Raw genomic sequence first — 25,827 nt, 5'->3', positions numbered from 1 at the left:
AGAACACCGGGAACACGGGAGACGGCATGAGCGGGAACGACCCGGGCGGGACCGGCTCCTACGCTGCCGAGCACACCCCCCGGCTGCACTGGGCGAAGGCCGCCCCCGAGGTCTACAAGGCGATGGTCAAGCTGGACGCGGCGGCCGGGCGCGGGGTGGACCCGGTGATCCACGAGCTGGTCAAGATCCGGGCCTCGCAGCTCAACCACTGCGCCTTCTGCCTCGACATGCACACCAAGGACGCCCTCGCGGCGGGCGAGTCGGTCGAGCGGATCGTGCAGCTCAGCGCCTGGGAGGAGTCCCAGCACTTCTACACCGCCAGGGAGCTCGCGGCGATCGAACTGACCGAGGCGATCACGGTCCTCACCGACGGTTTCGTACCGGACGAGGTGTACGCGAAGGCGGCCGAGCAGTTCGACGCGACCGAGCTGGGCCATCTGATCGCCGCCATCACGGTGATCAACGCCTGGAACCGCTTCGGCGTCACCACCCGGATGGTGCCGGGCCACTACACCCCCGGGATGTACAAGTGACCGCCCGGGCCTGGCAGGTCCCGCAGGAGGTCTACCGGGCCCTGGCGGGGGTGAGCGCAGCCGCCAAGAAGGTGCTCGACCCGACCCTGACGGAGCTGGTCATGGTCCGCGCCTCGCAGCTCAACCACTGCGCCTTCTGCCTCGACATGCATCTCGACCTCGCCCGCGAGCACGGCGAGACCGAGGGACGGCTCGATCTCGTCGCGGCCTGGCACGAAGCGGGCGACCGCTTCAGCGAGCGCGAGCGTGCGGCCCTCGCCCTCACCGAAGGCATAACGGTCCTGACCGACGGATTCGTTCCCGACGAGCTCTACGCGCTCGTCTCCAAGCACTTCGACGAGACCGAACTGGCCCACCTCATCGCCGCGATCACCGCCATCAACAGCTGGAACCGGCTGATGGTGGCGCGGCGCACCGCACCCGGAGAGACCGAATGGCACAGCTGACCCCCGTCGCCGCCTTCCGCGCCCTGCACCACGGGCGCGCCACGGGCGACCCCCTGATCCTGCCCGGCCCCTGGGACGCGGCCAGCGCCCGCGTCTTCGAGGAGGCGGGCTTCCCGGCACTCGCCACGCCGAGCGCGGGGGTCGCCGCCTCGCTCGGTTACGCGGACGGCGCCACGCCCGGGGACGAGATGTTCGCGGCGGTCGCCCGGATCGTGCGGGCCGTCTCCGTACCGGTGTCGGCGGATGTCGAGGGCGGCTACGGGCTCGAACCCAAGGAGCTGGTGGACCGCCTCCTGGAGACCGGCGCGGTCGGCTGCAATCTGGAGGACTCCGCCGACGGCGCCCTCAAGGACCCGGCGCGCCACGCCGACTGGCTGGCGGAGGTGCGCGCGGCGGCCGGGGACCGGCTCTTCATCAACGCGCGCGTGGACACCTACATCGAGGGCGTCAACGATCTGGACGCCACGATAGCGCGGGCGCGCGCGTATGTGGCGGCGGGCGCCGACTGCGTCTACCCGTACGGGGCGCCCGCCGGCCATGTGCCGAAGATCGCCGCCGCCGTGCCGGCCCCGGTCAACCAGGTGGCACTGGCGGACGGCCCGACCCCGCGCCGCCTGGGTGAACTGGGCGCCGCCCGCGTCACGTTCGGCCCGCTCCTCCAGCGGCGCGCGACGAACGCGGTACGGGAGATCGCGGAGCAACTGCGCGCCGGCTGAGCGGGGAGGGGCGCCGGCCCGTGACGTACGCCGGAAAGACGCCCGTCAAGACGCCGGAGAAGACGCCCGAAAAGACCACCCCCGTCGGCCCGGTGGGGCCGACGGGGGTGGGGGCGAGCCGGGGCTCGGGTGGTACTAGATCAGGCCGAGCTCGCGCACCGCGTCGCGCTCTTCCTTGAGCTCCTGCACCGAGGCGTCGATGCGGGCGCGCGAGAAGTCGTTGATCTCCAGGCCCTGGACGATCTCGTACGCGCCGTTCTTCACGGTGACCGGGAAGGACGAGATGAGGCCCTCGGGGACGCCGTAGGAGCCGTCCGACGGGATGCCCATGGAGGTCCAGTCGCCCTCGGCGGTGCCGTTGACCCACGTGTACACGTGGTCGATGGCGGCGTTGGCGGCGGAGGCCGCCGAGGAGGCGCCACGGGCCTCGATGATCGCGGCGCCGCGCTTGGCGACGGTCGGGATGAAGGTGTCGGCCAGCCACGCCTCGTCGTTCACCAGCTCGGCGGCGTTCTTGCCGGCGACCTCGGCGTGGAAGATGTCCGGGTACTGGGTGGCCGAGTGGTTGCCCCAGATGGTCAGACGCTTGATGTCCGAGACGGCCGAGCCGGTCTTCTTCGCGAGCTGCGAGATGGCCCGGTTGTGGTCCAGCCGGGTCATCGCGGTGAAGCGCTCGGCCGGGACGTCCGGGGCCGCCGCCTGGGCGATCAGGGCGTTGGTGTTGGCCGGGTTGCCGACGACGAGGACCTTGATGTCGTCCGCGGCGTTGTCGTTGATGGCCTTGCCCTGCGGCTTGAAGATGCCGCCGTTGGCGGAGAGCAGGTCGCCGCGCTCCATGCCCTTGGTGCGCGGGCGGGCGCCGACGAGCAGCGCCACGTTGGCACCGTCGAACGCGACGTTCGGGTCGTCGGTGATCTCGATGCCGCGCAGCAGCGGGAAGGCGCAGTCGTCGAGCTCCATGGCGGTGCCCTCGGCGGCCTTCAGGCCCTGCGGGATCTCCAGCAGACGGAGGTTGACCGGCACATCCGCGCCGAGCAGGTGACCGGAGGCGATACGGAAGAGCAGCGCGTAGCCGATCTGTCCGGCCGCGCCGGTGACGGTGACATTCACGGGAGTGCGGGTCATGGCGATCTCCGTTTAGAACAGCAGGTGGTGGGGGTTGTGCCCCCTAGTTCCGGCTGTCTCCTCACGTCAAGGTCCGGCTCGGGAACCGGCGCGGGGAACGACTCGGGAAAAGCTCGTCCCGCGGGCGTCCCGAACTGAATCTTGACGTGAAGAGACATCCAGCGGTCAGGCTATCCGACCCCGGCCCTCCCGAACCCCCGCCCCCCTGTGGGACGCCTCACCCGATGGCCCGTCCGGGCCACCGGGGCGCGCTCACCGCGCCGCGGTGCAGCCCTTCTTGCCGGAGACGAGGGTCGCGCAGGCCTGCGCCGATCCGGGGCCGTCGACCGCGAGCATCCGGGTGTACGCCTCCTTGTCCGCGTCCACCGTCCCGGTCCCGCCCGCCGTGGCGCCCGAGCCGATCCGCACCTCGTCGCCGGGCGCGGCCTGCTGGATACGGGCCCAGGCGGCCTGGCACGTCGGGCTGTAGCGGACCTGGACCAGGGCGGTGCCGATCTTCGCGGATGCCACCGTCTTGGCGAACGCCCCGCCGCACCCCATCGTTTCCGGGTCCTGCCCGGTGCAGCTGTCGCGGACGCACTTCACTCCCGGGGGCAGCGAGGGCGCCGGGGTGGTGGGCGTGGCCGAGGGCGCGGGGGACGCCTTGTCGTCGCCGCCCCCCACTCCGGTGAGCAGGACCACCGCGGCGATGACCAGCAGGACGCCCAGGACACCCGCCACGATCAGGGCGGGCCGGCGCCGGGCGCCCGGTCCGGGCCGGTCCCCGCCGCCCGGACCCCGGCCCGGTCCCCGGGGCGGCACGCCGCGGCCGGTGTCCGGCTCGGCCCCGGGGACGCCGAAACCGGCGGGGCGCGGGGTGGTGGGCAGCGGTTCGGCGGTGCGCCGAGGGGCCGGGGTCTGCGGTCCGCCGCCGCCGGGGGGCGGGCCGAACTCGCCCAGCGCCGCACGCGCCTGGGATATCCGGATCTGTTCCATCGTCATGTCGTGGCGCATCTCGGCACGGCTCCAGGCGCGCTCCGCGAGCTCCCACATGGTGGTGAGGTGGAGGGGATTGGTGCCGGTGACCTCGGCGAGCGCGACGATGGCGCCCTTGGGCGCGAGCAGCCGTCCGCCCAGATAGCGCTCCCACGAGGTCTTGCTGTAGCCGGTGCGGTCGGCGACCGCCGCCAGGCTCAGTCCACTGCGGTCGACCAGTCTGCGCAGCTGGCTGGCGAACTCCCGTACCTGCGGGTCGAGTTCCTCCGGCAGCGCCTTCCAGCGAGGCATGTGCTTCCCCCTTGTCCCCCCGTATGTGCCCGATGTGCCCCCCGGGGCCCGTTGCCGCCCCCGGCACACCCTTGGCCCCTGTTCCGCCCCCATCCTCCCATCGGCGGAGGGTGCCGTCACCAAGGCCCCCGCCGCCCGGGGAGGGCTGTTGCCCGACGCACACACAGTTGCGGAACGGTCACCTCCGCGCCACAGGCCTCCGGCTTCTCTTGTAGCCGCCTTGGCGCGTCCATGACTCTTACGTCCACGGGGGACAGACGGCGCCCGTCGTCCCACGGGGGAGAGGACGGGCGCCGCTCTGTTTCCGGGTGTTGCGGGCTCCGGGTGTTGCGGGCTCCGGGTGTTGCGGTCCGGTCAGCGCACCGTGAAGCGGACCGCGTCCTCCAGGAACGGGATGTCCAGCCAGGGCCTGGGCTGCGCCACCAGGGCGAGCAGCACGATCAGGACGCCCAGCGCGCCGTACGTGGTGATGTCGGTGAAGCGCGAGCGCACCGCCAGCATTCCCACCGAAGGCAGCAGCCAGCGCAGCACCGCGCCCGCCAGCAGGGCCAGCCCGATGATGATCAGGCCGACCCGGAAGAGGTCCAGCGAGACGAGCAGCAGCCCGAGCCCGGTCGACCCCAGCACGCTCAGCAGCGGCCACTGGCGCGCGGGCGCGGGCGAGGCCCCCGAGGCCGCCCGCCCGCCGCCCTCGGGCCGCGCGGTGTAGCGCGTGACCGAGGGGAACCGGCGGGAGGTCCTGCGGGGGGCGGGGGTGGCGGCCACGGCCGCTTCGGGGGACGCCTGGGCGCCGCTCGCCGACGGCGCGGCGGGCTCGTTGCCCCCGGCGCCGCCGTCGCCCGTACTCGTGTCGGCGTCCATGCCTCGGTCCCTTTCCGGTCAGCTCGCGGACGCGCCGCGCTCCGCCGCTTCGACGACGTTGACCAGCAGCTGGGCGCGGGTCATCGGGCCGACGCCGCCCGGGTTGGGCGAGACCCAGCCCGCCACCTCGGTGACCCCGGGGTGCACGTCGCCGAGGATCCTGCCGTTCTCGTCGCGGCTGACGCCGACGTCGAGCACGGCCGCGCCGGGCTTGACGTCCTCGGGCCTGACCAGGTGCGGCACCCCGGCGGCGGCGACGATGATGTCGGCCCGGCGCAGATGGGACGCGAGGTCACGGGTGCCGGTGTGGCACTGCGTCACCGTCGCGTTCTCCGAGCGGCGGGTCAGCAGCAGCGGCATCGGGCGCCCGATGGTCACCCCGCGGCCGACCACCACGACCTCGGCGCCGTTGATCTCCACACCGTGCTCGCGCAGCAGCTGGATGATCCCGTACGGCGTGCAGGGCAGCGGGCCGGGCTCGTTGAGCACCAGCCGGCCGAGGTTGGTCGGGTGCAGTCCGTCCGCGTCCTTGGCCGGGTCCATCAGCGTCAGGATACGGTTCTCGTCGATGCCCTTGGGCAGCGGGAGTTGGACGATGTAGCCGGTGCACTCCGGGTCCTCGTTCAGCTCACGGACGACCGCCTCGATCTCCTCCTGCGTGGCGGTGGCGGGCAGTTCGCGCTGGATGGAGGCGATGCCCACCTGGGCGCAGTCGCGGTGCTTGCCCGCCACGTACTTCTGGCTGGCGGGGTCCTCGCCGACCAGGACGGTGCCGAGACCGGGGTGGATCCCCTTCTCCTTCAGGGCCGCCACGCGGACGGCCAGGTCGGACTTGATCGCTGCGGCGGTGGCCTTGCCATCGAGAATCTGGGCGGTCATGGTTCCCATTCTTCCAGGGCGACCGATGATCGCCCAAGTTGCACTTGCACAACACATCCAGCGTCCGGCTGGACAAACTTATGTCTCGTTTAGAACGATGATCTGCGCAGTACCGCGGGCAGTGCCGGGGGGCGAACCGCTCACACATCATCTTTCCTCCGCTCGGGCCGCGTCGTCCCCGCACGGAACAACGGAGGAACCCCGCCATGAGCTTCGGCGACCCGAACAACCCTTACGGCCAGGCACCCCCGCCCCCGCCGCAGAACCCGCCGGGCTACGGCTACCCGGCCGCACCCCAGGGGCCGCCGCAGCAGCCGTACGGCTACCCGCAGCAGCCCGCGTACCCGGGTTACCCCGGCGGCATGGTGATGCCCCCGCAGATGCCGGGCCTCATGCAGACCGCCCGGGTGTTCCTGTTCATCGTGGCGGCCGTCCAGGTGATCATCGGCTTCGTCTTCCTGTTCATCGGGGCCGCCGCCAACGACGTCTCCAACAAGTCGGACGACACCTTCGGCGACACGCCGTTCGGTGACATCGGCCACGCCGCCGCCGGCATCATGGTCGTCTTCGCGTTGGTCTTCTTCGGCCTCACCGCGCTGTCGATCACGCTCGGCGTACGGCTGTCCAAGGGCCGTCAGGGCGTCCGCATCACGACGATGGTCTACGGCATCCTGGGCGCCGTGGTCGGCGTGCTCGCGCTGGTCGGCTCCGCCAACAACGACTCCTCCGGCGGCCTGATCTGGGCCGTCCTGTGGATGGCCTTCGGCGGCATCATGGCGGCGGCCATGATGACCCGCGACGGCGCGGCGTGGTTCAACCGCCCGCGTTACTGACACACCGCGCCAAGGGCCGCACTCCGCATACGGGGTGCGGCCCTCGGCATGTGCGCCCTCGGGCCACTCCGGTGCGCCCTGAGGCACTCGGACGCGCCCCGGGGACACTCCGGTGCGCCCCGGGGACACTCAGTGGAAGAAGTGCCGCGTACCGGTGAAGTACATCGTGACGCCCGCCTTCTTCGCGGCCTCCACGACGAGCTCGTCCCGGACCGAACCGCCCGGCTGCACGACCGCCTTCACACCCGCGGCGGTGAGGATCTCCAGCCCGTCCGGGAACGGGAAGAACGCGTCTGAGGCGGCGTAGGAGCCCCGCGCCCGCTCCTCCCCCGCCCGCTCCACCGCGAGCTTGGCGGAGTCGACCCGGTTGACCTGCCCCATGCCGACACCGACCGAGGCCCCGCCCTTCGCGAGCAGGATCGCGTTGGACTTGACGGCGCGGCACGCCTTCCAGGCGAACGCGAGCTCCTTGAGCTCGTCCGCGGAGAGCGCCTCACCGGTGGCCAGCGTCCAGTTCGCCGGGTCGTCGCCCTCGGCCTGGAACACATCGGTCTGCTGGAGCACGGCGCCGCCCGAGACCGGCTTGAGGTCGCCGGGCTGGTGCGGGGTGCCGTCGACCTTGAGGACGCGGATGTTCTTCTTGCGCGCCAGGACCTCCAGCGCCCCGTCCTCGTACCCCGGTGCCGCGATGACCTCGGTGAAGATCTCCGCGACCTGCTCGGCCATGGCGACCGTCACCGGGCGGTTGACCGCGATGACACCGCCGAAGGCGGACAGCGGGTCGCACTCGTGGGCCTTGCGGTGGGCGGTGGCGAGGTCGGCGTCGACCGCGATGCCGCACGGGTTGGCGTGCTTGATGATCGCGACGCAGGGCTCGTCGTGGTCGTAGGCGGCACGCCGGGCCGCCTCGGTGTCCACGTAGTTGTTGAAGGACATCTCCTTGCCGTGCAGCTGCTCCGCGTTGGCGATGCCGCCCGGCTGACCGTCCGTGTAGAGCGCGGCGGCCTGGTGCGGGTTCTCGCCGTAGCGCAGCGTGGACTTGCGCTCCCAGGTGCCGCCGAGGAAGCCGGGCAGTACCGCGCCGTCCTCGGGCGCGTACACGTTCGTCATCCAGGAGGCCACGGCCACGTCGTACGCGGCGGTGTGCTGAAACGCTTCGGCAGCCAGGTGCTTACGGGCTTCCAGATCGAAGCCGCCGCTCTCGACGGCCGCCAGCACGTCCGCGTACCGCTCGGGGCTGGTGACGACGGCCACCGACGGGTGGTTCTTGGCGGCGGCCCGGACCATCGAGGGCCCGCCGATGTCGATCTGCTCGACGCACTCGTCGGCCGAGGCGCCCGAGGCGACGGTCTCCTTGAACGGATACAGGTTGACCACGACGAGCTGGAACGGCTCGACACCGAGCTCCGCCAGCTGCTCGCGGTGCGAGTCCAGACGCAGATCGGCGAGGATGCCGGCGTGGACGCGCGGGTGCAGCGTCTTGACCCGGCCGTCCAGGCACTCGGGGAAGCCGGTCAGCTCCTCCACCTTGGTGACCGGCACCCCGGCGCTCGCGATGCGCCCGGCCGTGGAGCCGGTGGAGACGAGCTCGACCCCGGCCGCGTGCAGCCCACGCGCCAGCTCCTCCAAACCAGTCTTGTCATAGACGCTGACCAGCGCGCGACGGATCTCCCGCTTGCTACTCACGGCAACAGAACCTTTCGTCCCTCAATGCGATAGCCGTCGCGGGCCAGCCGCCCCACGACGTCGACGAGCAGCCTTCGCTCGACTTCCTTGATGCGCTCGTGGAGCGCGTCCTCCGTGTCGTCCGTGCGGACCTCGACCACGCCCTGGGCGATGATCGGGCCGGTGTCGACGCCGTCGTCGACGAAGTGGACGGTGCATCCGGTGACCTTGGCGCCGTACGCGAGGGCGTCACGGACGCCGTGGGCGCCGGGAAAACTGGGCAGCAGGGCGGGGTGTGTGTTGACGGTCCGCCCGCCGAACCGGGCGAGGAAGTGCTTCCCCACGATCTTCATGAACCCCGCGGACACGACGAGGTCCGGCTCGTACGCCGCGATGGCCCCGGCGAGCGCGAGGTCCCAGGCGTCCCGGGTCGGATAGTCCTTCACCCGGCAGACAAATGTGGGCAGACCGGACTTCTCGGCCCGCTCCAGCCCGACGATGCCGTCCCGGTCGGCCCCGACGGCCACGATCCGCGCCCCGTACCCCTCGGGGTCGGCGGCGATGGCGTCGAGCAGCGCTTGGAGGTTCGTACCGGATCCGGAGACCAGCACGACGAGGCGCGCGGGAGCGGCGGAAGGGGGCGGGGAGGCCACGGCTGGGCCCTTTCTCGCGTACGGGGTGCGGGGTGCGGCGTGGTGGGCGGGGGCGGGTCTGTGCCGGTGCGTGCGGTCCGCCCCGCCGGGCGGGGCCGGGCGTCCGGTCGGACTCCGCCCGCGACGCACCTTTGTGCGGTCGTACGAACGAGTCGTCCCCCTCGATACGGGGAACCCTACGAATGCGCCGACCGTCAGCAACGATACCGGCACACCGGACCGCCCCCACGGGACGGGGGCAGGCCCGGCAGGTAGCGTCTGGGGAGGCGCGGTCCACGGACGGCGCCACAACGACGACATGTGCACAGACATGAGCACGGACATGAGCACGGACGAGCACGGAGATGAGCACGGGCCGGAAGCACGCCGGGCGTCCGGCCGGACCGCCCGCGCGGGCGGTCCGCGCGACACTCGACGTACTCGACCTGGAAGCTCGACGAATGCGACCCCCTTGGCGAGGGGTCCGAGGGGAAGACGTTCACCAGATGCCGGACCGACGCGACCAGCCGTTCGCAGAACGCCAGTCCCCCACGACGACGGATTCGTCGCGATCGACGGACTCGACGGGTTCGACGGACTCGACGGGTTCGACGGACTCGACGGACTCGACGAATCCAGTGGGCTCGACGGATTCGACGCCGCTGTCGCGGGGGGAGGAAGGCGGGGGGCTCGGGGGCAGTACGGGGACGGACGCCGGCACGGGTGCGGACGCCGGCACGGGTGCGGGTGCGGGTACTGGCGCCGATCCGGGTGCGGGTGCCGGAGCGGAGACGGGCACGAGTGCCGGTGCGGGCACCGGGCGGGCGCCGGAGGACGGCGGCCGGGACCGGGCGCCCTCCGACGACAACCCGTTCGCGCCGCCGCCGGAGGGCCGGCCCGACCAGCCGTGGAGGCCGCGCCGCCCGGCCGAGGGCGGCTCGCCCTGGGGCAGCCAGTGGAGCAGCCGCCAGCCCGGCCGGGGCCAGGGCGGCTTCGGCAACCGTCCGGAGGACCCGGAGCGCGGCTCCGGCCCCGGCCAGAACCCGCCGCCCGGCCCCGCCCTGCGCTGGGACCCCACGGATCCGGCTCAGCGCCGTGCGCGCTACGCGCTGCTCTCGGGCATGTGGGGGTTCTTCTTCGCCCTGTTCGACATGCCGGAGGTCGCGCTGCTGCTCGGCTCGCTCGCGCTGTACTGGGCGATCAGCTCCCTGCGCGCCAAGCCGAAGCCGCCCGAGGCCACCGGGTCGACCCCGCCCCCGCCGCCCGCCAAGCCCCAGACGACGGCGGCGGTGACGGGCCTGGTGACGGCGGTCCTGTCACTGTCGATCGTGGCGGCGACGTTCACGATGCAGATCGTGTACCGCGACTACTACACGTGCGTGGACGACGCCCTGACGAAGACGGGCTCCCTGTCGTGCAACGACATGCTGCCGAAGCCGTTGCGGCCGGTGTTCGGGGTGGACGAGTAGGGGCCGGCGCGGGGCGGATGGACGCTGAGACCACGGGCGTTCAGCCGCCGACGCCGGGCGCTCGGGCGCCCCAACCCCGCTGAAGGCGGGCTGGTGGGCAAGGGGCGCGGCGACCACCGGCCCGCAGCCGCCAACAAGGGCCGACCCACCACGAGAGGCCCGGGCCGCCCCAACCCCGCCGCACGGGCGGGCGGGTGGGACAAGGGCCCGCCGCAGGCGGGCCCTACGACCACCGGCCCGCAGCCGCCAACAAGGGCCGACCCACCACGAGGGACCCGGGCCGTCCCAACCCCGCCGAACGGGCGGGCGGGTGGGCAGGGGTGCCCGCAACCACCGCCCCACAGCCGCCACCCAAGGCCAACCCACCACGAGAGCCCCGGGCCGCCCCAACCCCGCCGAACGGGCGGGCGGGTGGGCAGGGGTGCCCGCAACCACCGCCCCACAGCCGCCACCCAAGGCCAACCCACCACGAGAGGCCCGGGCGCTCCAACCCCGCCGAACGGGCGGGCGGGTGGGCTAGCGCGGGGAACCCTCATCCCCCTCCCCCACACCCCCCGCCCCCGGCCCCGCCCCCGCCGCGATATCCGGCATGAGCCCCCCGGACGCCTCCCGCAACGCGGCCCACCGCGCCTCCCGCGCCCCGCTCTCGTGCCACGCCCCCGCCGACGCGGAGTCGTACGGCTCGCTCTCACGCCGTTCCGCCTTCCCGCCCCCGGGCCGCCGCGACCACGCCGGCCGCGCCCACCGCCGCACCCCCGCCCCGCCCGTCGGCCGCCGCCACCGGGCCGCCCGCATCCACCGCCGCACCCCGGCCCCGCTCGCCGGCCGCCGCCACCGGACGACCCGCGACCACGAACGCCTCCACCCCCGCCCCCCGGGAACCGGCCCCTCCGACACCGCCGCCCGCACGGGCAGCCCCTCCGCGACGACAGCCGCCACCCCCGGCATCCCGTCCGCCACCACCTCCGGCACCACCCCCGGCCCCGCCCCCAACTCCCCCTCCGGCTCCACCGGCACCCGCCCCCACCACCACCGCAGCACCAGCGCCACCGGCGCCCCCACCCCCGCCGTCCAGCCCAGTGCCGCCCCGCCCGTGCGCCACCACACCGGCCCCAGCACCGCCAGCCGCGCCGAGCCGAGCGGGCCGCCCGCGAGCGCGGACAGGAGCGCGAGTGCCACCCCGCACACCACCGCCCCGTACAGCGCCGCCAGCGCCGTCTCCCCGCGCCGCCACGCCTCCTCCCCGCCCGTCGCCCGGCGCGCCGTCCACCAGCCGACCGCCACCCCGGCCGGCACCGGCAGCGCCGCCACCGACCAGGTCAGCCAGTTGCCGTGCGGTTCCTGCGGCAGGGCGCTCAGCAACGGGAAGTGCGGCACCGCCGGTGTCCCCGTCACCCCGAGCGGCGACGCCACCGCGCCCGCCCCGAGCCGGAACCCCGGCCCCAGCCCGTACGCCGCCCCCCACACCGCCGTGTTCGGCACCAGCGCCAGCGCCAGCAGCACCACCGCGAGCCGTCCCGGCCAGTCCTCCGCCAGCCGCTGGAACGTGTCCTCGGCCGTACCCATGTGCCACACCAGCGCCGTCCCCGCGAGCAACACCCCGCCCGCCAGCAGTACGGCGGTCCCGGCCGACCCGGCTCGTACAGCCGTATGCACATGACGACCCACCAGCACCCGCCCCACCGCCCCGGGCACCCAGCGCGGCAGCGGAACGCTCGGACGGCCGTACGCGGTCCAGAGCCCGGCCGCCACCGCGCCCGACACCACCAGCAGCAGATGCAGCGCGGCGCTCAGGGGCGCGGCGGGCAGCGGACCGTCGGACGCGTACAGCACGGCCGCCCCGCCCACCAGCAGATATCCGCCGCTCACCGCGGCGAACGCGGTCCAGGCCGGCGGCAGCACCACCGGCTCGTCGTCCTCCTCCGCCCCGGCCCCGGCCTCCGCCTCGTCGTCCCCGTACTCCCGGTCCTCCTGGTAGTCCTGGTGGTCCTGGTACTCCTGCTCGTCCCCGTACGCCAGCGCGTCCCGCGCCGCCCGGTGCGCCAGCCACACCGGCAGGCCCACCAGCAGCAGCGGCACGATCCCCACCGGTGCGGGCACCCCGCTGAGCGTCTCGGGTCTGACCAGCTGTGTTCCATGGGCGAGCAGCCACAGCGAGGCAGCCGCCCGCAGGGCGCCGCCCGGCCCGCTGTCGGGGTACGGCGAACTGATCCACACCACCGTCACCAGCACGGCGAGCGCGCCCAGGCCCAGCCCCGCCGCCATCACCCCGCGCAGCGCGCAGGTGGCCAGCACGGACGAGCGGCCCTGGGCCGTCGGCAACATCAGGCCGCGATCGGTCACTTGTGTCACGCCGCCATGCTGCCAACGACACGCGCCTTATCCGCGTAACGGGAAAATGCCCGCCGTGTCGCCCAATATACGTTTATGTACTTTTCCGCTCGGGGTAAGGCTGCGTGCGGTACGGCCGTCTCGGCCTTCGCGGGGAGTCCTGGGAGCCCTTCATGACAGAGCGCACGTCCGACACCGGTGCCGCCATGTCGTCGCCGCCCCTGCCGACCCCGGAGGAGCGGCCCGCCACGGGCTCCGGCGGACCCCCTCCGCCTGCGCCGCACCCCGGCGCCCCCTACGGGGACGGGGGCGCGGGCGAGGTCGCCGACGCCGGTGCGGATACGGGTACGGGGCCGGGCGCCCCCACCGCCCGGGTGAAACCCGGCGTGTCCCTCAAGCGCCACAGCACCCGCCGCCCGCGTTCCGCCGCGAAGCGCGCCGCCAAGCCCCCGGCCTCGGCCCCGGTCCGCCACGACCCGGCCCACGACCCGGCGCACGTCCACGACCCCGCGTACGTCCACGACCCCGCGTACGTCCACGACCCGGCGTACGTCCACGACCCGGCCCGCGTCCACGGCCCCGCCCCGGCGCCGGTTCCCTCACCCGCCGGTGAGGCCACGCTCCCGGCCGAACGTGCGGGCGGCACGCCCCCGGATCCACGGTCCCAGGACCCGGCCACCGACAACCCCCCGGCCACCGGAGCCCCGGCCCCTGAAGGCCTTGTCCCAGACGGCCCCGCCGCAGACGGCCAGAGCCCGTCCGACGCTCAGCCGAGTACGGAACCCGGCGCGCGGCCCGACGCCGAACCCGACGCGCAACCCGACGCGGAAGCCGACGCCGAACCCGGCACGGAAGCCGACGCCAAGCCCGCCGCCGAGCCCGACGCCGTCCCCGAGCCCGTCGCCCACCGCCACCCCCTCTACGACACCCCGGGCGACGCCTTCGACGCCCTCTACGCCGCCCTCGCCACCCCCCTCGCCCAGCAGACCTACCTGCTCACCGGGCGCCGGGGACTGGCCAAGGAAGCCGTCGAGCGTGCCTTCCACCGTGCCTGGCAGCACTGGCCCGAGGTCGCGACCGACCCGGACCCGGCGGGCTGGGTACGGGCCGCGGCGCACGAGTACGCCCTCTCCCCCTGGCACCGGTTCCGCCTCAAGCACCGGCGTCCCGACCGGCCCCCGGCCGACCGCGGGCTGCGCAGGCTGCGGCGTTCGCTCCTCGACCTGCCGCCCGCCTACCGCCGTACGCTCCTGCTCTACGACGGCCTCGGCCTGGACCTGCCCGAGACCGCCGCCGAGACCGAGGCCAGCACCCCCGCCGCCGCCCACCGGCTGCTGCACGCCCGCGAGGCCGTCGCCTGCCGCGTACCGGAGCTCGACGCGGCGACCACCCACGAGGAACTGTCCGCGCTGCTGCGGCAGCGTCTCGCCGACCTCGTCCTCGCCCAGCCGCCGGGCGTGGTCAAGCTGCCCGGGCCCCGGCGGGTGCGCACCGGTGGCGAGCGCCGCATCCGGGTCTGGACGCGCGCCGCCGTCAGCCTGACCGCCGTCATCGTCGGCGCGACCGCCTTCACGCTCTCCACCGCGCCCACCCGCTACATCCCGCCGATCTCCCCGGGCCAGCGCATCGGCAACGTACCGCTCAACAGCGGCCCGCAGCGGCAGGGCGAGGAGGACGTGGAGCTCCACCGCAAACTGCTCGACGAGCCCGTGCACGGACCCGAACGGCTGGTCCCGGAGCCCCGCTGACCTCCGGGCACGCGAAACGCGCGTGGGCCCGCACCCCTGCCGGTGAATTCCGGGGGAGTGCGGGCCCACGTGCGTGCGGACGTACAGACGTACGGACCAGCCGTACGGGTGACCGGGAGGTCAGCCGGCGAGGATCTCGCGCGCCAGCTTGGCCGTCTCGGTCGGCGTCTTGCCGACCTTGACGCCCGCGGCCTCCAGGGCCTCCTTCTTGGCGGCGGCCGTGCCGGAGGAGCCGGAGACGATGGCGCCGGCGTGGCCCATGGTCTTGCCCTCGGGCGCGGTGAAGCCCGCGACGTAGCCGACGACCGGCTTGGTCACGTTGGCCTTGATGAAGTCGGCCGCGCGCTCCTCGGCGTCGCCGCCGATCTCGCCGATCATGACGATCAGGTCGGTGTCGGGGTCGGCCTCGAACGCGGCGAGCGCGTCGATGTGCGTCGTACCGATGACCGGGTCGCCACCGATGCCGACGGCGGACGAGAAGCCGATGTCACGCAGCTCGTACATCATCTGGTACGTCAGCGTGCCGGACTTCGACACCAGGCCGATACGGCCCGGCTTGGTGATGTCGCCCGGGATGATGCCGGCGTTGGACTGGCCCGGCGTGATCAGACCGGGGCAGTTCGGGCCGATGATGCGGGTCTTGTCGCCCTTGGCCTTCGCGTACGCCCAGAAGGCGGCGGAGTCGTGGACCGCGATGCCCTCGGTGATCACCACGGCGAGCGGGATCTCGGCGTCGATCGCCTCGACCACGGCGGCCTTGGCGAACGCCGGCGGCACGAAGAGGACGGACACGTTGGCGCCGGTCTTCTCCATCGCCTCGGCGACCGTGCCGAAGACCGGGATCTCGTTGCCGTCGATGTCGACGGACGTACCGGCCTTGCGCGGGTTCACACCGCCGACGATGTTGGTGCCGTCCGCGAGCATGAGCTTGGTGTGCTTCATGCCCGTGGCACCGGTCATGCCCTGGACGATGACCTTGCTGTCCTTGTTGAGGAAGATAGCCATGGCTCTGGTTTCCTGAGTCCCTTTGTCGTGTCGGAGACGGGCGAAGTCAGCGCGCAGCCGCGAGCTCGGCGGCCTTGTCGGCCGCGCCGTCCATGGTGTCCACACGCTGGACCAGCGGGTGGTTCGCGTCCGACAGGATCTTGCGACCCAGCTCCGCGTTGTTGCCGTCGAGGCGCACGACCAGCGGCTTGGTGACCTCTTCGCCCTTGTCGGCGAGGAGCTGCAGCGCCTGGACGATGCCGTTGGCGACCTCGTCGCAGGCGGTGATGCCGCCGAAGACGTTGACGAACACGGACTTGACGTCCGCGTCGCCGAGGATGATCTCCAGGCCGTTCGCCATCACCTGGGCGGACGCGCCGCCGCCGATGTCGAGGAAGTTGGCCGGCTTCACACCACCGTGCTTCTCACCGGCGTACGCGACGACGTCGAGGGTGCTCATGACGAGCCCCGCGCCGTTGCCGATGATGCCGACCTCGCCCTCGAGCTTGACGTAGTTGAGGCCCTTGGCCTTGGCGGCGGCCTCGAGCGGGTTGGCCGCGTCCTTGTCCTCAAGGGCCTCGTGGCCGGGCTGGCGGAAGTCGGCGTTCTCGTCGAGCGAGACCTTGCCGTCCAGAGCCAGGATGCGGCCGTCCTTGGTCTTCACCAGCGGGTTGACCTCGACGAGGAGCGCGTCCTCGGCGACGAAGGTCTCCCACAGGGTCACCATCGCCTCGGCGACGCCCTCGGCCACCTCGGCCGGGAACTTCGCCTGGGCCACGATCTCGCGGGCCTTCTCGATGTTCACGCCTTCGACGGCGTTGACCGGGACCTTCGCGAGGGCCTCGGGGGTCTTCTCCGCGACCTCCTCGATGTCCATGCCGCCCTGCACCGACGCCATGGCCAGGAAGGTGCGGTTGGTGCGGTCGAGGAGGTACGAGACGTAGTACTCCGCCTCGATCTCCGGGGACAGCTCGGCGATCATCACCTTGTGGACCGTGTGGCCCTTGATGTCCATGCCGAGGATGTCCGTCGCCCGGGCGACGGCCTCGTCCGGGTTCGCCGCCAGCTTCACGCCGCCGGCCTTGCCGCGACCGCCTACCTTCACCTGCGCCTTGACGACGGACTTGCCGCCCAGCCGCTCGGTCGCCTCGCGGGCTGCCTCAGGCGTGTCGATCACTTCACCGGCCAGCACCGGTACACCGTGCTTGGCGAAGAGGTCCCTCGCCTGGTACTCGAACAGGTCCACGCGCGTCCGTCCCTTTTCAGTGGTCTCGCGGTTCGTTTTCTGCGTGGGCGTGCCGCGAAGGGCAACGTGACGGCGCTGTCACTGAGGGAGGCGTACACGGTGGCCGGGTACGCGGCATGTCCGTCTCGCAGGTTATCCCCGCCAGAGCGAGCTCCCTAAATCGCAGATCACACCGGAGCGGTGATACCTGTCACAGATCACCTGCTCACAGCGTGTCAGGTATCGGCAGAGCCCGCTTCTCGACGGCCGCCGCCATGATCTCCGGGAAGAGGTCGGGAGTGCAGGCGAAGGCGGGCGCGCCCAGGGCGGACAGGGCCGCCGCGTGCTCGTGGTCGTAGGCCGGGGCGCCCTCGTCGGAGAGGGCGAGCAGGGCCACGAACTGCACTCCGGAGGCCTTCATCGCCGCCACCCGCTTCAGCATCTCGTCGCGGATCCCTCCCTCGTAAAGATCACTGATGAGTACGACGACGGTGTCGGCAGGACGGGTGATCTGCGACTGGCAGTAGGCGAGGGCGCGGTTGATGTCGGTGCCGCCGCCCAGCTGGGTGCCGAACAGCACGTCCACCGGATCGTCGAGCCGGTCGGTGAGGTCGACGACGGCCGTGTCGAAGACGACGAGGCGGGTGGCGATCGAGCGCATGGAGGCGAGGACGGCGCCGAAGACCGAGGCGTAGACGACGGAGGCGGCCATCGATCCGGACTGGTCGATGCAGAGGACCACGTCCTTCCTGACGGACTGGGCGGCCCGTCCGTGGCCGACGAGCCGGTCCGGGACGACCGTGCCGTACTCGGGGAGGTAGTTCTTCAGGTTCGCCCGGATGGTGCGGTCCCAGTCGATGTCCCGGTGGCGGGGCCGGCTGATCCGCGCCGAACGGTCCAGGGCGCCCGTGAGCGTCGCCTTCGTCCGGGTCGCGATCCGCTTCTCCAGGTCCTCGACGACCTTGCGGACGACCATGCGGGCCGTCTCCTTGGTGGTCTCCGGCATCGCCTTGTTGAGCGAGAGCAGCGTGCCCACCAGGTGCACGTCCGCCTCGACGGCCTGAAGCATCTCCGGCTCCAGGAGCAGCGCGGAGAGCCCGAGGCGGTCGATGGCGTCGCGCTGCATGACCTGGACGACGGAGCTGGGGAAGTACGTGCGGATGTCGCCCAGCCAGCGGGCCACGCCCGGGGCGGAGGCGCCGAGCCCGGCGCCGCGCTCCTTGGAGGTTCCCTGTCCGCCGGAGCCGCCGTAGAGCGCGGAGAGGGCGCCGTCCATCGCGGCGTCGCGCCCGGTGAGCGCGTGGCCCGTCCCATCGGCGCCCCGCTCGCCGCCGAGCACCATCCGCCAGCGGCGCAGCCGCTCGCCCAGGGCCGCGTCGGGGGTTTCGGTGCCTGTCGTCTGACCTGTGCTCACTTCGCCGCTCCTGCCAGGGGGTCGGACTGCTCCGGGCGTGCCCCGGGGCCGTGGGCGCCGCCGAGGAGCAGCCGCAGCAGCGGCTCCATGGCGTCGGCGCGCTCGTGGTCGAGCCCGGCCCCGAAGCCGGGGGCCGCGGCGCCGGCGGCGGCCGGGCCGGTGGTGCCGGGGCCGCGCCGGACGAGCTCGCCGAGGGTGCGGCGCACCCCCGGTTCGTACGCCGAGAAGGTGCGGCGCAGCAGCGGCAGTACGTCGGTGAAGGCGTCGGCGGGGACACCGGTCAGCCAGGTGTCGACCAGGGCGAGCAGCCGCTCGTCGTGGACGAGGAGCATCCCGCCGCCCGACGCGCCTCCCACGAACCCCTCGATCCAGGCGGCGGCCTCGCCGGGCGGTGTGCCCACCGAGAGCGCCAGCCCCATGTGGCGCTCGGCCTCGCTGTCCTCCAGCCGTCCGTCGTCCAGGAGCAGCCGGACGGCGCGGCCCCGGATCTCCCCCGCCACCGAGTCGCGCCCGGCCAGCCTGGCCAGGACCGACGCCCAGCGGTCCCGCAGCGTGGCGGGTCCCGCGGTGGCCTGCGGGAGCAGGGCCATGGCGGTGTGGACGTCGTCGATACGGCGACGCATCGCGGTGGCGCCGTCCGCGTCCAGGCCGGTGCAGGCGGGCGGCAGGCCGACGCAGATCCGCTCGGCGAGCCCGGTGGCGACCTCCCCGAGCGCGGCCGTCCCGGTGCCCCGTACGTCTCCGTACCGCAGGGTGCGGGCCAGGGCGGGCAGTGCCTGGGCGAGGTGGGCGACGTCCGTGTCGAGCGCGGCCCGGTCGGCGAGCGCCCGCATCACCACCGGGAGCGCGTCGGTGAGCTCGGCGAGCAGACACCGCTCGGCCAGCGCGGTGATCTCGCCCAGGACCGTCGCCCCGGCGGCCTCGGACGCGGCCCGGGCGGTGGCGGCGGCCAGGACCGTCGTGCCCCACACCCCGGCCTCGGCCACCCGCACCGACAGTTCGGGCTCCCAGCGCAGCCGCCAGCTCTCCCGGAACGTGCCGGTGCCGGCCCGGGACGCCGACTGCTCGCCCCAGCCGATGCCGAGGAGGCCGAGCCGGTGCAGCAGCCTGCTCCGGGCGGCGTCGGTCTCCTTGCGCAGATCGAGCTCCAGCTCCCGCTCCAGCGCCTCCGGCTTGAGCCGCAGGGTGCGCTGGGCGCGGGTGAGGTCGCGCTGGAGCGGGACAGCCGGGGCGGCGTCCGGGACCTCGCCGAGCACATCGCCGACGACGAGACGGTCCCGGACGAGGGCGAGCGGCACGTCGGAGCCCTCGCACATCACCGCCCGCACCGCGTCGGTCGTCTCGGTCAGACCCGGCAGCGGGCGCCCGCGCATCGCGGCGAGGGTCCCGGCGAGCCGCACCGCCTCGATGACGTGGGCGGACGAGACCTGCCGGTCCTCGTCCCGCAGGAGTCCGGCGACCTTGGTCATCCAGCGCTCGACGGGCCGGTCGGGGGCGGAGAACAGATGCCCGTACCAACCGGGCGAGTCGATGCCCGCTCCGTAGCCGCTGCGGCGGGCGAGGCGGCGGTGGGTCCAGGGCACCCAGGTCAGCTCGGTCTTCACCTTGGGCAGGCCCTTGAGCAGCGCGCGGTCGGCGGTCAGGGTGGTGCGGGCGGCGAGCGCGGGCACGTGCCAGGCGCCGCAGACCACCGCCACCTCGTCCCCGAACTCACGTCGGGCGCCACGCAGTTGGACGCGCATGTACGCCTCGCGTACCGCGTCGCGCGGGTGGCCGCCGTCCCCGTACGCCTCGCGCAGCGCCGTCATCGCCTCGCCCAGGACGGTGAACGGGCCGTACGGATCGGCTCCCGGGGTGCCGTCACGGTGCTCCACGACGTCCTCCCACCAGGCCTCCGGGTCGTCGTATCCGGCGGTCTCGGCGAGCACGCCGATCGGGTCGACCCCCAGGGCCGGCTCGGCGGGGACGCCTTCCGGCTTCCCCTCAACGTTCCCCTCGCCGTTCCCCTCGCCATCCGGCCCCCGGTCCGCCGCGCCGCCCGGCCCGTTGTCCGTCGCGCTGATCGGGTCGGTCTCCGGCCCGGTCTCGGGCAGCGCCAGGGAGTGGGCCGCCGGAAGGTCGATGAAGCGGACCTCGGCGCCCTCCTCCAGGGCCCAGCGCAGGGCCACCCACTCCGGCGAGAACTCCGCCATCGGCCAGAACGCGGCGCGGCGCGGATCGTCCACCACATGGGCGAGCAGGGCGACCGGGGGGCGCATCTCCGGGTCGGCGGCGAGCGCGAGGAGCCCATCGGCCTCGGGTGGCCCCTCGATCAGCACGGCCCGGGGCCGCGCCGCCGCCAGCGCGGCCCGGACCGCTCGCGCCGACCCGGGTCCGTGATGGCGCACACCGAGCAGCCAGGGGCCCGGGGGCGGCGCCGCGCCGGGCGCCTTGGGGGGCCGGCCGGTCATGCCGAGACCTCTCGGCAGGCGCGGTAGAAGTCCTTCCAGCCGTCGCGCTCGCGCACCACCGTCTCCAGGTACTCCTGCCAGATGACGCGGTCCGCCGCCGGGTCGCGGACGACCGCGCCGAGGATGCCCGCCGCCACGTCACCGGCGCGCAGCACGCCGTCGCCGAAGTGCGCGGCGAGCGCCAGGCCGCCGGTCACCACGGAGATCGCCTCGGCCGTGGAGAGCGTGCCCGAGGGGGATTTGAGCTTGGTGCGGCCGTCGCCCGTCACCCCGTCGCGCAGCTCGCGGAAGACGGTGACGACGCGGCGGATCTCGTCCATGCCCTCGGGCGCGGCGGGCAGGTCGAGCGAGCGGCCGAGCTGGTCGACCCGGCGGGAGACGATGTCGACCTCTTCGTCGGCGGTGGCCGGGAGCGGCAGCACCACCGTGTTGAAGCGGCGGCGCAGCGCGCTGGAGAGCTCGTTGACACCCCGGTCTCGGTCGTTGGCCGTGGCGATGAGGTTGAAGCCGCGCACCGCCTGGGTCTCCTGGCCCAACTCCGGGATGGGCAGGGTCTTCTCCGACAGAATCGTGATCAGGGAGTCCTGCACGTCGGCGGGGATACGGGTCAGCTCCTCGACCCGGGCGGTCATCCCCTCGGCCATGGCCCGCATGACCGGACTGGGCACCAGGGCGTCCCGGCTGGGGCCGTGCGCGAGCAGTTGGGCGTAGTTCCACCCGTACCGGATCGCCTCTTCCGGGGTGCCGGCCGTGCCCTGCACCAGCAGCGTGGAGTCGCCGCTGACGGCGGCGGCGAGGTGCTCGGACACCCATGTCTTGGCGGTGCCCGGGACACCGAGCAGCAGCAGCGCCCGGTCGGTGGCGAGGGTGGTGACGGCGACCTCGACGATGCGGCGCGGACCCACGTACTTCGGCGTGATCACCGTGCCGCCGGGCAGGGTGCCGCCGAGCAGATAGGTGGCGACGGCCCACGGCGAGAGCTGCCAGCGGGCGGGCCTGGGCCGGTCGTCGGCGGCTGCCAGCGCCTTGAGTTCATGCGCGAACGCGTGCTCGGCGTGCGGACGCAGGGCCTCGGCGGCGGCCGTCTCGACGCCGCTCGCGACGCCTGCGGCCGTGGTTGCGGACATGGTCATGGATCCCCCTCCAGATCGGTCGACCCGATGTGACCCAACCGTGCACCACGCCACTGACAATCGGCCTCGGCGCGGGTGAAAGCGCAGCTCAACGCCCGGATCGACGTGGGGACCGGGGTGATTGTCAGTGGCGGCGGCTACCTTCGAAACCATGAATCAGCAGGGGGTGCGCTGGACGGCGGAACAGGTGCTGACCCTGGCTCCTGACGACTCGTCACGCAGAGCGGGGAGCAGGCTCGGCACGGCCGGGCCGTGGTCGGAGAGCGGCTGCGACGGTTCGGGGGTGTGGGGCCTGTGCAAGGGCAGCGGCAGCAGGCCGTACCAGACGGTGGTCGACACGGACGGGCTCGGATACAAGTGCAGTTGCCCGAGCCGCAAGTTCCCGTGCAAGCACGCGCTGGGGCTGCTGCTGCTCTGGGCGGCGGACGAGCGGGCGGTGCCGGCCGTCGCGGACGGGGAGGTGCCCGGCTGGGCCGAGCAGTGGCTGCGCGAGCGGCGGGCGCGGGCGGAGAACAAGAAGCACAGGGAGCACGGGGAGCCCAGGGAGAAGGAGAGCGGGACGGCCGGGCCGGCCGAGGTGCGGACCGCCGATCCCGAGGCCGCCCGGCGCCGCGCGGAGAAGCGTGCCGAGCGGGTCACGGCCGGTGCGGGCGAACTGGAACAGCGCCTGGAGGACCTGCTGCGCGGCGGCCTGGCGGCGGCCGAGCGGCCGGGGTACGGGCTGTGGGAGGAGACGGCCGCCCGCATGGTCGACGCGCAGGCACCGGGACTGGCGGGCCGGGTGCGGGAGTTGGGCGCGATACCGGGCTCCGGGCCGGGCTGGCCGGTGCGGCTGCTTGAGGAGTGCGCGCTGCTGCATCTGCTCGACCGGGCCTGGCTGGGCCGCGCGGCGCTGCCGGAGCCGCTGGCCGCCACGGTCCGGGCACGGGTCGGGGTGCCCACACAGCCGCAGGGGCCGCCGGTGCGGGACATCTGGCAGGTCCTGGCGCAGTACGACACGGCCGACGCCAAGCTGACCACACGTCGGATCTGGCTGCACGGCAGGGAGTCGGGCCGCGCGGCGATGGTGCTCGACTTCGGCGCGGCGGGCCGGGCTCCGGAGCTCGCCCTGCCGGTCGGCCTGGCGATCGACGCCGAGCTCACGCCGTACCCGGGCGGCGGGCAGGTGCGCGCCGCGCTGGGCGACCGGTTCGGGGCGCCGCTGGCGGCGGAGGGGCCTCCGCCGGGCGGCACCACGGCCGAGGCGATGGAGCGGTACGGACGGGCGCTGCGGGACGATCCGTGGCTGGACGCGTGGCCGGTGACGCTGAGCGGGGTGATACCGGTGCCGCCGGGCGAGGGCGGCGACGGGTGGCAAATCGCCGACGCAGAGGGCGAGTCGGCGCTGCCGGTCGCCCCGGCGGCGGCCGACCGGGCGGGACTGTGGAAGCTCGTCGCGCTGTCGGGCGGCGGACCGGTGACGGTGTTCGGCGAGTGCGGCCACCGGGGGTTCGCTCCGCTGGCGGGGTGGGCGCCGGGCGAGGCGGAGGCGGTGCGGCTGAGGTGAGACCCGGCCGGCGGCACGTACAGGTGCGAGAACACGGACAGGGACACGGACGGCGACACGCACAGGAAGGGGAGGAGGGCGCGCGTATGTACGGAGGGGAGGCCACCATGTCCGCTGCCGCTGGGGAGAGGGCCGGTTCCTGGGAGGAGCTGGTCACCACCGCGCTGCTCGGCACCGAGCGGCGGCCGGCCGCCGGGGAGCCCGCCGCGCTCCTCGACGAGGCCGCGCGGCAGACCGTCCGGCGCCGGGCGGGCCTGCTGCCCGCGTCCGCGCCCGTGTCCGTACGGCCGGGGAAGGCGCCGCAGGACGCCCGGCCGCCGCTGCCGCAGGCCGCACGGCGGCGGCTGGGACAACTGCTCGCGGACCGTTCGGCGTCGGCGCACTCCGGGGGGCGGCGCGGGGCGGCGCCGGATCTGGCGGAACTGCTGCCGCAGTGGCTGAGCGCGGCGGCCGAGCGGGGGTTCCGGGCGCCGCCGGAGCTGCTGCCCGCGCTGCTCGACGCGGCCCGGGCGCGTACGGACCTGCGGCCACAGGCGCTCGCCTTCGCCGGGCCGCACGGGATGTGGCTGGCCGGGCTGAACCCGGAGTGGCGGTTCGCGCTGCGCGGCGGCCTGGGGAGCGCGGCCCTGCCCGACGTCTCGGACGCCGGGGCGGTGCGGCGCCTCTGGGAGGAGGGGCTGTTCGCCGAGCGGGTGGCGCTGCTGGGGGCGGTGCGGGCGTACGAGCCTTGGGCCGCGCGGGAGTTGCTCGCCTCGACGTGGGCGGCCGAGCGGGCGGAGGACCGGCTGATGTTCCTCGACTCGCTGCGGACGGGGCTGTCCGGGGAGGACGAGCCGTTCCTGGAGCAGGCCCTCGCCGACCGCAGCCGCAACGTCCGGGCCACAGCGGCCGAGCTGTTGTCGGCGCTGCCCGCGTCCGCGCTGGCCGGGCGGATGGCGGCGCGGGCGGCGTCGTGCGTCGCGCTCGACCGGTCGGGGGACGGGGACGGGGCGCGGATAGCGGTGGAGGCGCCGCACGAGTGCGATGCCGCGATGCAGCGGGACGGGGTGGCGCCCAAGCCGCCGACCGGCCGGGGGGAACGGTCGTGGTGGCTCGGCCAGTTGGTGGAGGCCGCGCCGCTGGGGAGCTGGCCGGGGCGGCTCGGGGGGCGTTCGGCGCGCGAGATCGTGGCGTTGCCGGTCACCGACGACTGGGGGGACGAACTGCACGCGGCGTGGTGCCGGGCGGCGGTGCGGCAGGGGAACGCGGAGTGGGCGCGCGCGCTCCTGGGCGCGCCGTCCTCCCCGCCGGGCGGCAACGCGGGGACGGTGTCGCTGGCCGAGCGGGCCAAGCTGCTGTCGACGCTGCCGGAGGGGGAACGGGCGGATTGGGTCGCCGCGTTCATAGCCGCGCACGGGTTGTCGGAGGCGTTCCAGCTGCTGGGGGTGTGTCTGGTGCCGTGGTCGGCGGGGCTGGGCCGGGCCGTGGTGGACGCGCTGGAGATCGCGCGGGACGCGGGCAGTTATCCGTGGAGCTTCAGCGGGGTGATGGGGCTGGCGGAGCGGTGCCTCGATCCTGCGGAAGCGGGGAGGCTGGAGGGGCTGACGGCTGTGCAGGCGGAGGAGGAGGGGGCGTCGCCGGGGGCAGGGGGGTACTGGGCGGAGGCGTTTCAGCGGTTGGTGGGGACGTTGCGGTTGCGGGGGGCGATGCTGGTGGAGTTGGGGGGTTGATTTCCCCCACCCCGCCCGTTCCCTTAACCCTCCCGGGGGGGGAGGGGGGTGAAGCCGGCTTTCACGGGGGAGTCCGCCCCGGCCCCCGGCGGGGCCTGCGGCCCCCGCACCCCACTGCCGGGGGCTCCGCCCCGGCCCCCTCTTTCGTCCGCGGACCGTGCTGGCTTGCTCGCGCGGTTCCCCGCGCCCCCAGCCACCTGGGGGCCCGGGGAAGTGCGCGAACGGCCACAGACGGCCCGCTGACGAGCCGGCCCCGGGCCCAAAAGGGGCGCGGGGAACTGCGCGAGCACCGCGCCCCCACCACCCCCGCACGAAGAACCAGCCGCCCGGCTGAGGACTTTCGGGGAGGGGCGGGGTGGGGGAAACCGAAACTACCTACGCCCCGGCCCCGGCGCGGACGTTCCCCCGTACCCACTCCACGATCGACGTCGTCGTCGCCCCGGGCGTGAAGATCTCGGCCACGCCGAGGGACTTCAGGGGGGCGATGTCCGCCTCGGGGATGATGCCGCCGCCGAAGACCTTGATGTCCTCCGCGTCGCGCTCCTTCAGGAGTTCGATGACCTTGGCGAACAGGGTGTTGTGGGCGCCCGAGAGGATGGAGAGGCCGATCGCGTCGGCGTCCTCCTGGATCGCCGTGTCCACGATCTGCTCGGGCGTCTGGTGCAGGCCGGTGTAGATGACCTCCATGCCCGCGTCGCGCAGCGCCCGTGCGATGACCTTGGCGCCCCGGTCGTGCCCGTCGAGCCCCGGCTTGGCCACCACCACGCGGATCGGACCGGTTACACCCATCACTGCCTCCACACGAGGTGAACAACCTGAAGTGAACGAACGTTATCTACAGCATCCCGCACCCCGCCGTTTC

Annotated in this window: 21 protein-coding genes; 8 read left to right on the top strand and 13 right to left on the bottom strand. The window is 73.8% G+C overall.

All coding sequences use genetic code 11. From position 1 onward, the window contains the following. The first annotated feature begins 26 nt into the window (after positions 1 to 26). The 3 genes from ACZ5ID_RS20705 to ACZ5ID_RS20695 are packed head-to-tail and all read left to right on the top strand — an operon-like array spanning position 27 to position 1,695. The gene (locus tag ACZ5ID_RS20705) at positions 27 to 533 is read left to right on the top strand and encodes a carboxymuconolactone decarboxylase family protein (protein ID WP_468899997.1); all 507 of its coding nucleotides are present in this window, start codon (positions 27 to 29) and stop codon (positions 531 to 533) included. After that, on the top strand, positions 530 to 979 hold the full coding sequence (locus ACZ5ID_RS20700) for a carboxymuconolactone decarboxylase family protein (RefSeq protein WP_406556803.1): 450 nt from the start codon (positions 530 to 532) through the stop codon (positions 977 to 979). Before ACZ5ID_RS20705 ends, ACZ5ID_RS20700 begins: the two co-directional genes overlap by 4 nt. Further along, on the top strand, positions 976 to 1,695 hold the full coding sequence (locus tag ACZ5ID_RS20695; protein WP_468899994.1) for an isocitrate lyase/PEP mutase family protein: 720 nt from the start codon (positions 976 to 978) through the stop codon (positions 1,693 to 1,695). The genes ACZ5ID_RS20700 and ACZ5ID_RS20695 overlap by 4 nt, the downstream gene beginning before the upstream one ends. A 135-nt stretch (positions 1,696 to 1,830) precedes the next feature. On the opposite strand, the gene ACZ5ID_RS20690 is transcribed toward ACZ5ID_RS20695, so the two are convergent. From ACZ5ID_RS20690 to ACZ5ID_RS20675, 4 genes are all read right to left on the bottom strand, one after another. After that, positions 1,831 to 2,820 carry a malate dehydrogenase gene (locus tag ACZ5ID_RS20690; protein WP_468899800.1) on the bottom strand — a complete coding sequence of 330 codons (990 nt, stop codon included), beginning with the start codon at positions 2,818 to 2,820 and terminating at the stop codon, positions 1,831 to 1,833. A 252-nt stretch (positions 2,821 to 3,072) separates the two neighbouring features. After that, on the bottom strand, positions 3,073 to 4,086 hold the full coding sequence (locus tag ACZ5ID_RS20685) for a helix-turn-helix domain-containing protein (protein WP_468899797.1): 1,014 nt from the start codon (positions 4,084 to 4,086) through the stop codon (positions 3,073 to 3,075). A gap of 354 nt (positions 4,087 to 4,440) precedes the next feature. Next, positions 4,441 to 4,947 (bottom strand): DUF3017 domain-containing protein, encoded by a 507-nt coding sequence (locus tag ACZ5ID_RS20680; protein ID WP_468899794.1) that lies wholly within the window; start codon positions 4,945 to 4,947, stop codon positions 4,441 to 4,443. 18 nt (positions 4,948 to 4,965) lie between these two features. Further along, positions 4,966 to 5,826: a bifunctional methylenetetrahydrofolate dehydrogenase/methenyltetrahydrofolate cyclohydrolase gene (locus ACZ5ID_RS20675; RefSeq protein ID WP_468899791.1), complete on the bottom strand. Its 861-nt coding sequence runs from the start codon at positions 5,824 to 5,826 to the stop codon at positions 4,966 to 4,968. Between the two features lie 206 nt (positions 5,827 to 6,032). Here ACZ5ID_RS20675 and ACZ5ID_RS20670 point away from each other — a divergent pair, with 206 nt between their 5' ends. Then, positions 6,033 to 6,659 carry a hypothetical protein gene (locus tag ACZ5ID_RS20670; RefSeq protein WP_468899789.1) on the top strand — a complete coding sequence of 209 codons (627 nt, stop codon included), beginning with the start codon at positions 6,033 to 6,035 and terminating at the stop codon, positions 6,657 to 6,659. 129 nt (positions 6,660 to 6,788) lie between these two features. Here the strand turns inward: ACZ5ID_RS20670 and purH are convergent, their stop codons facing one another. Together purH and purN are read right to left on the bottom strand one after the other, a co-directional pair. After that, the gene (purH, locus tag ACZ5ID_RS20665; RefSeq protein WP_468899787.1) at positions 6,789 to 8,345 is read right to left on the bottom strand and encodes a bifunctional phosphoribosylaminoimidazolecarboxamide formyltransferase/IMP cyclohydrolase; all 1,557 of its coding nucleotides are present in this window, start codon (positions 8,343 to 8,345) and stop codon (positions 6,789 to 6,791) included. Next, positions 8,342 to 8,977: a phosphoribosylglycinamide formyltransferase gene (gene purN / locus ACZ5ID_RS20660; protein ID WP_468899784.1), complete on the bottom strand. Its 636-nt coding sequence runs from the start codon at positions 8,975 to 8,977 to the stop codon at positions 8,342 to 8,344. Before purN ends, purH begins: the two co-directional genes overlap by 4 nt. Before the next feature lie 641 nt (positions 8,978 to 9,618). Here purN and ACZ5ID_RS20655 point away from each other — a divergent pair. Further along, positions 9,619 to 10,425: a hypothetical protein gene (locus ACZ5ID_RS20655; RefSeq protein WP_468899991.1), complete on the top strand. Its 807-nt coding sequence runs from the start codon at positions 9,619 to 9,621 to the stop codon at positions 10,423 to 10,425. A gap of 516 nt (positions 10,426 to 10,941) precedes the next feature. Here ACZ5ID_RS20655 and ACZ5ID_RS20650 read toward each other — a convergent pair. Next, the gene (locus tag ACZ5ID_RS20650; protein ID WP_468899781.1) at positions 10,942 to 12,777 is read right to left on the bottom strand and encodes a cell division protein PerM; all 1,836 of its coding nucleotides are present in this window, start codon (positions 12,775 to 12,777) and stop codon (positions 10,942 to 10,944) included. Between the two features lie 152 nt (positions 12,778 to 12,929). Here ACZ5ID_RS20650 and ACZ5ID_RS20645 point away from each other — a divergent pair, with 152 nt between their 5' ends. Beyond that, a complete protein-coding gene (locus ACZ5ID_RS20645) occupies positions 12,930 to 14,504 on the top strand; it encodes a SigE family RNA polymerase sigma factor (protein WP_468899778.1) in 1,575 nt (524 codons plus the stop codon). A gap of 120 nt (positions 14,505 to 14,624) precedes the next feature. On the opposite strand, the gene sucD is transcribed toward ACZ5ID_RS20645, so the two are convergent. The 5 genes from sucD to ACZ5ID_RS20620 all read right to left on the bottom strand — a co-directional run bounded on the left by sucD (position 14,625) and on the right by ACZ5ID_RS20620 (position 21,710). Beyond that, a complete protein-coding gene (gene sucD / locus ACZ5ID_RS20640) occupies positions 14,625 to 15,509 on the bottom strand; it encodes a succinate--CoA ligase subunit alpha (protein WP_468899775.1) in 885 nt (294 codons plus the stop codon). A 46-nt stretch (positions 15,510 to 15,555) separates the two neighbouring features. Continuing rightward, entirely contained in the window at positions 15,556 to 16,734 is a 1,179-nt protein-coding gene (gene sucC, locus ACZ5ID_RS20635; RefSeq protein ID WP_468899773.1) for an ADP-forming succinate--CoA ligase subunit beta, read from the bottom strand. Positions 16,735 to 16,939: 205 nt separating this feature from the next. Further along, positions 16,940 to 18,055 (bottom strand): vWA domain-containing protein, encoded by a 1,116-nt coding sequence (locus tag ACZ5ID_RS20630; RefSeq protein WP_468899988.1) that lies wholly within the window; start codon positions 18,053 to 18,055, stop codon positions 16,940 to 16,942. Positions 18,056 to 18,123: 68 nt separating this feature from the next. Beyond that, positions 18,124 to 20,577 carry a DUF5682 family protein gene (locus tag ACZ5ID_RS20625; protein WP_468899770.1) on the bottom strand — a complete coding sequence of 818 codons (2,454 nt, stop codon included), beginning with the start codon at positions 20,575 to 20,577 and terminating at the stop codon, positions 18,124 to 18,126. Then, entirely contained in the window at positions 20,574 to 21,710 is a 1,137-nt protein-coding gene (locus ACZ5ID_RS20620) for an ATP-binding protein (protein ID WP_468899768.1), read from the bottom strand. Before ACZ5ID_RS20620 ends, ACZ5ID_RS20625 begins: the two co-directional genes overlap by 4 nt. Before the next feature lie 151 nt (positions 21,711 to 21,861). Between ACZ5ID_RS20620 and ACZ5ID_RS20615 the strand changes: the two genes are divergently transcribed. Both ACZ5ID_RS20615 and ACZ5ID_RS20610 read left to right on the top strand, forming a co-directional pair. After that, positions 21,862 to 23,256 carry an SWIM zinc finger family protein gene (locus tag ACZ5ID_RS20615; protein ID WP_468899766.1) on the top strand — a complete coding sequence of 465 codons (1,395 nt, stop codon included), beginning with the start codon at positions 21,862 to 21,864 and terminating at the stop codon, positions 23,254 to 23,256. 86 nt (positions 23,257 to 23,342) lie between these two features. Then, on the top strand, positions 23,343 to 24,965 hold the full coding sequence (locus ACZ5ID_RS20610; RefSeq protein ID WP_468899763.1) for a DUF5691 domain-containing protein: 1,623 nt from the start codon (positions 23,343 to 23,345) through the stop codon (positions 24,963 to 24,965). Between the two features lie 375 nt (positions 24,966 to 25,340). Here ACZ5ID_RS20610 and ACZ5ID_RS20605 read toward each other — a convergent pair whose 3' ends face one another. Next, the gene (locus ACZ5ID_RS20605) at positions 25,341 to 25,754 is read right to left on the bottom strand and encodes a cobalamin B12-binding domain-containing protein (protein WP_468899760.1); all 414 of its coding nucleotides are present in this window, start codon (positions 25,752 to 25,754) and stop codon (positions 25,341 to 25,343) included. Positions 25,755 to 25,827 lie beyond the last annotated feature (73 nt).

Source organism: Streptomyces sp. NPDC031670, from assembly GCF_055580545.1.
This window is presented reverse-complemented; position numbering and strand designations above follow the sequence as displayed.

Coding starts and splice junctions, on each gene's coding strand:
- ACZ5ID_RS20705 (WP_468899997.1), top strand. CDS start 27: ATGAGCGGGAACGACCCGGGCGGGACCGGCTCCTACGCTGCCGAGCAC.
- ACZ5ID_RS20690 (WP_468899800.1), bottom strand. CDS start 2,820: ATGACCCGCACTCCCGTGAATGTCACCGTCACCGGCGCGGCCGGACAG.
- ACZ5ID_RS20685 (WP_468899797.1), bottom strand. CDS start 4,086: ATGCCTCGCTGGAAGGCGCTGCCGGAGGAACTCGACCCGCAGGTACGG.
- ACZ5ID_RS20680 (WP_468899794.1), bottom strand. CDS start 4,947: ATGGACGCCGACACGAGTACGGGCGACGGCGGCGCCGGGGGCAACGAG.
- ACZ5ID_RS20675 (WP_468899791.1), bottom strand. CDS start 5,826: ATGACCGCCCAGATTCTCGATGGCAAGGCCACCGCCGCAGCGATCAAG.
- ACZ5ID_RS20670 (WP_468899789.1), top strand. CDS start 6,033: ATGAGCTTCGGCGACCCGAACAACCCTTACGGCCAGGCACCCCCGCCC.
- ACZ5ID_RS20645 (WP_468899778.1), top strand. CDS start 12,930: ATGACAGAGCGCACGTCCGACACCGGTGCCGCCATGTCGTCGCCGCCC.
- sucD (WP_468899775.1), bottom strand. CDS start 15,509: ATGGCTATCTTCCTCAACAAGGACAGCAAGGTCATCGTCCAGGGCATG.
- ACZ5ID_RS20630 (WP_468899988.1), bottom strand. CDS start 18,055: ATGGTGCTCGGCGGCGAGCGGGGCGCCGATGGGACGGGCCACGCGCTC.
- ACZ5ID_RS20625 (WP_468899770.1), bottom strand. CDS start 20,577: ATGACCGGCCGGCCCCCCAAGGCGCCCGGCGCGGCGCCGCCCCCGGGC.
- ACZ5ID_RS20620 (WP_468899768.1), bottom strand. CDS start 21,710: ATGACCATGTCCGCAACCACGGCCGCAGGCGTCGCGAGCGGCGTCGAG.
- ACZ5ID_RS20615 (WP_468899766.1), top strand. CDS start 21,862: ATGAATCAGCAGGGGGTGCGCTGGACGGCGGAACAGGTGCTGACCCTG.
- ACZ5ID_RS20610 (WP_468899763.1), top strand. CDS start 23,343: ATGTACGGAGGGGAGGCCACCATGTCCGCTGCCGCTGGGGAGAGGGCC.
- ACZ5ID_RS20605 (WP_468899760.1), bottom strand. CDS start 25,754: ATGGGTGTAACCGGTCCGATCCGCGTGGTGGTGGCCAAGCCGGGGCTC.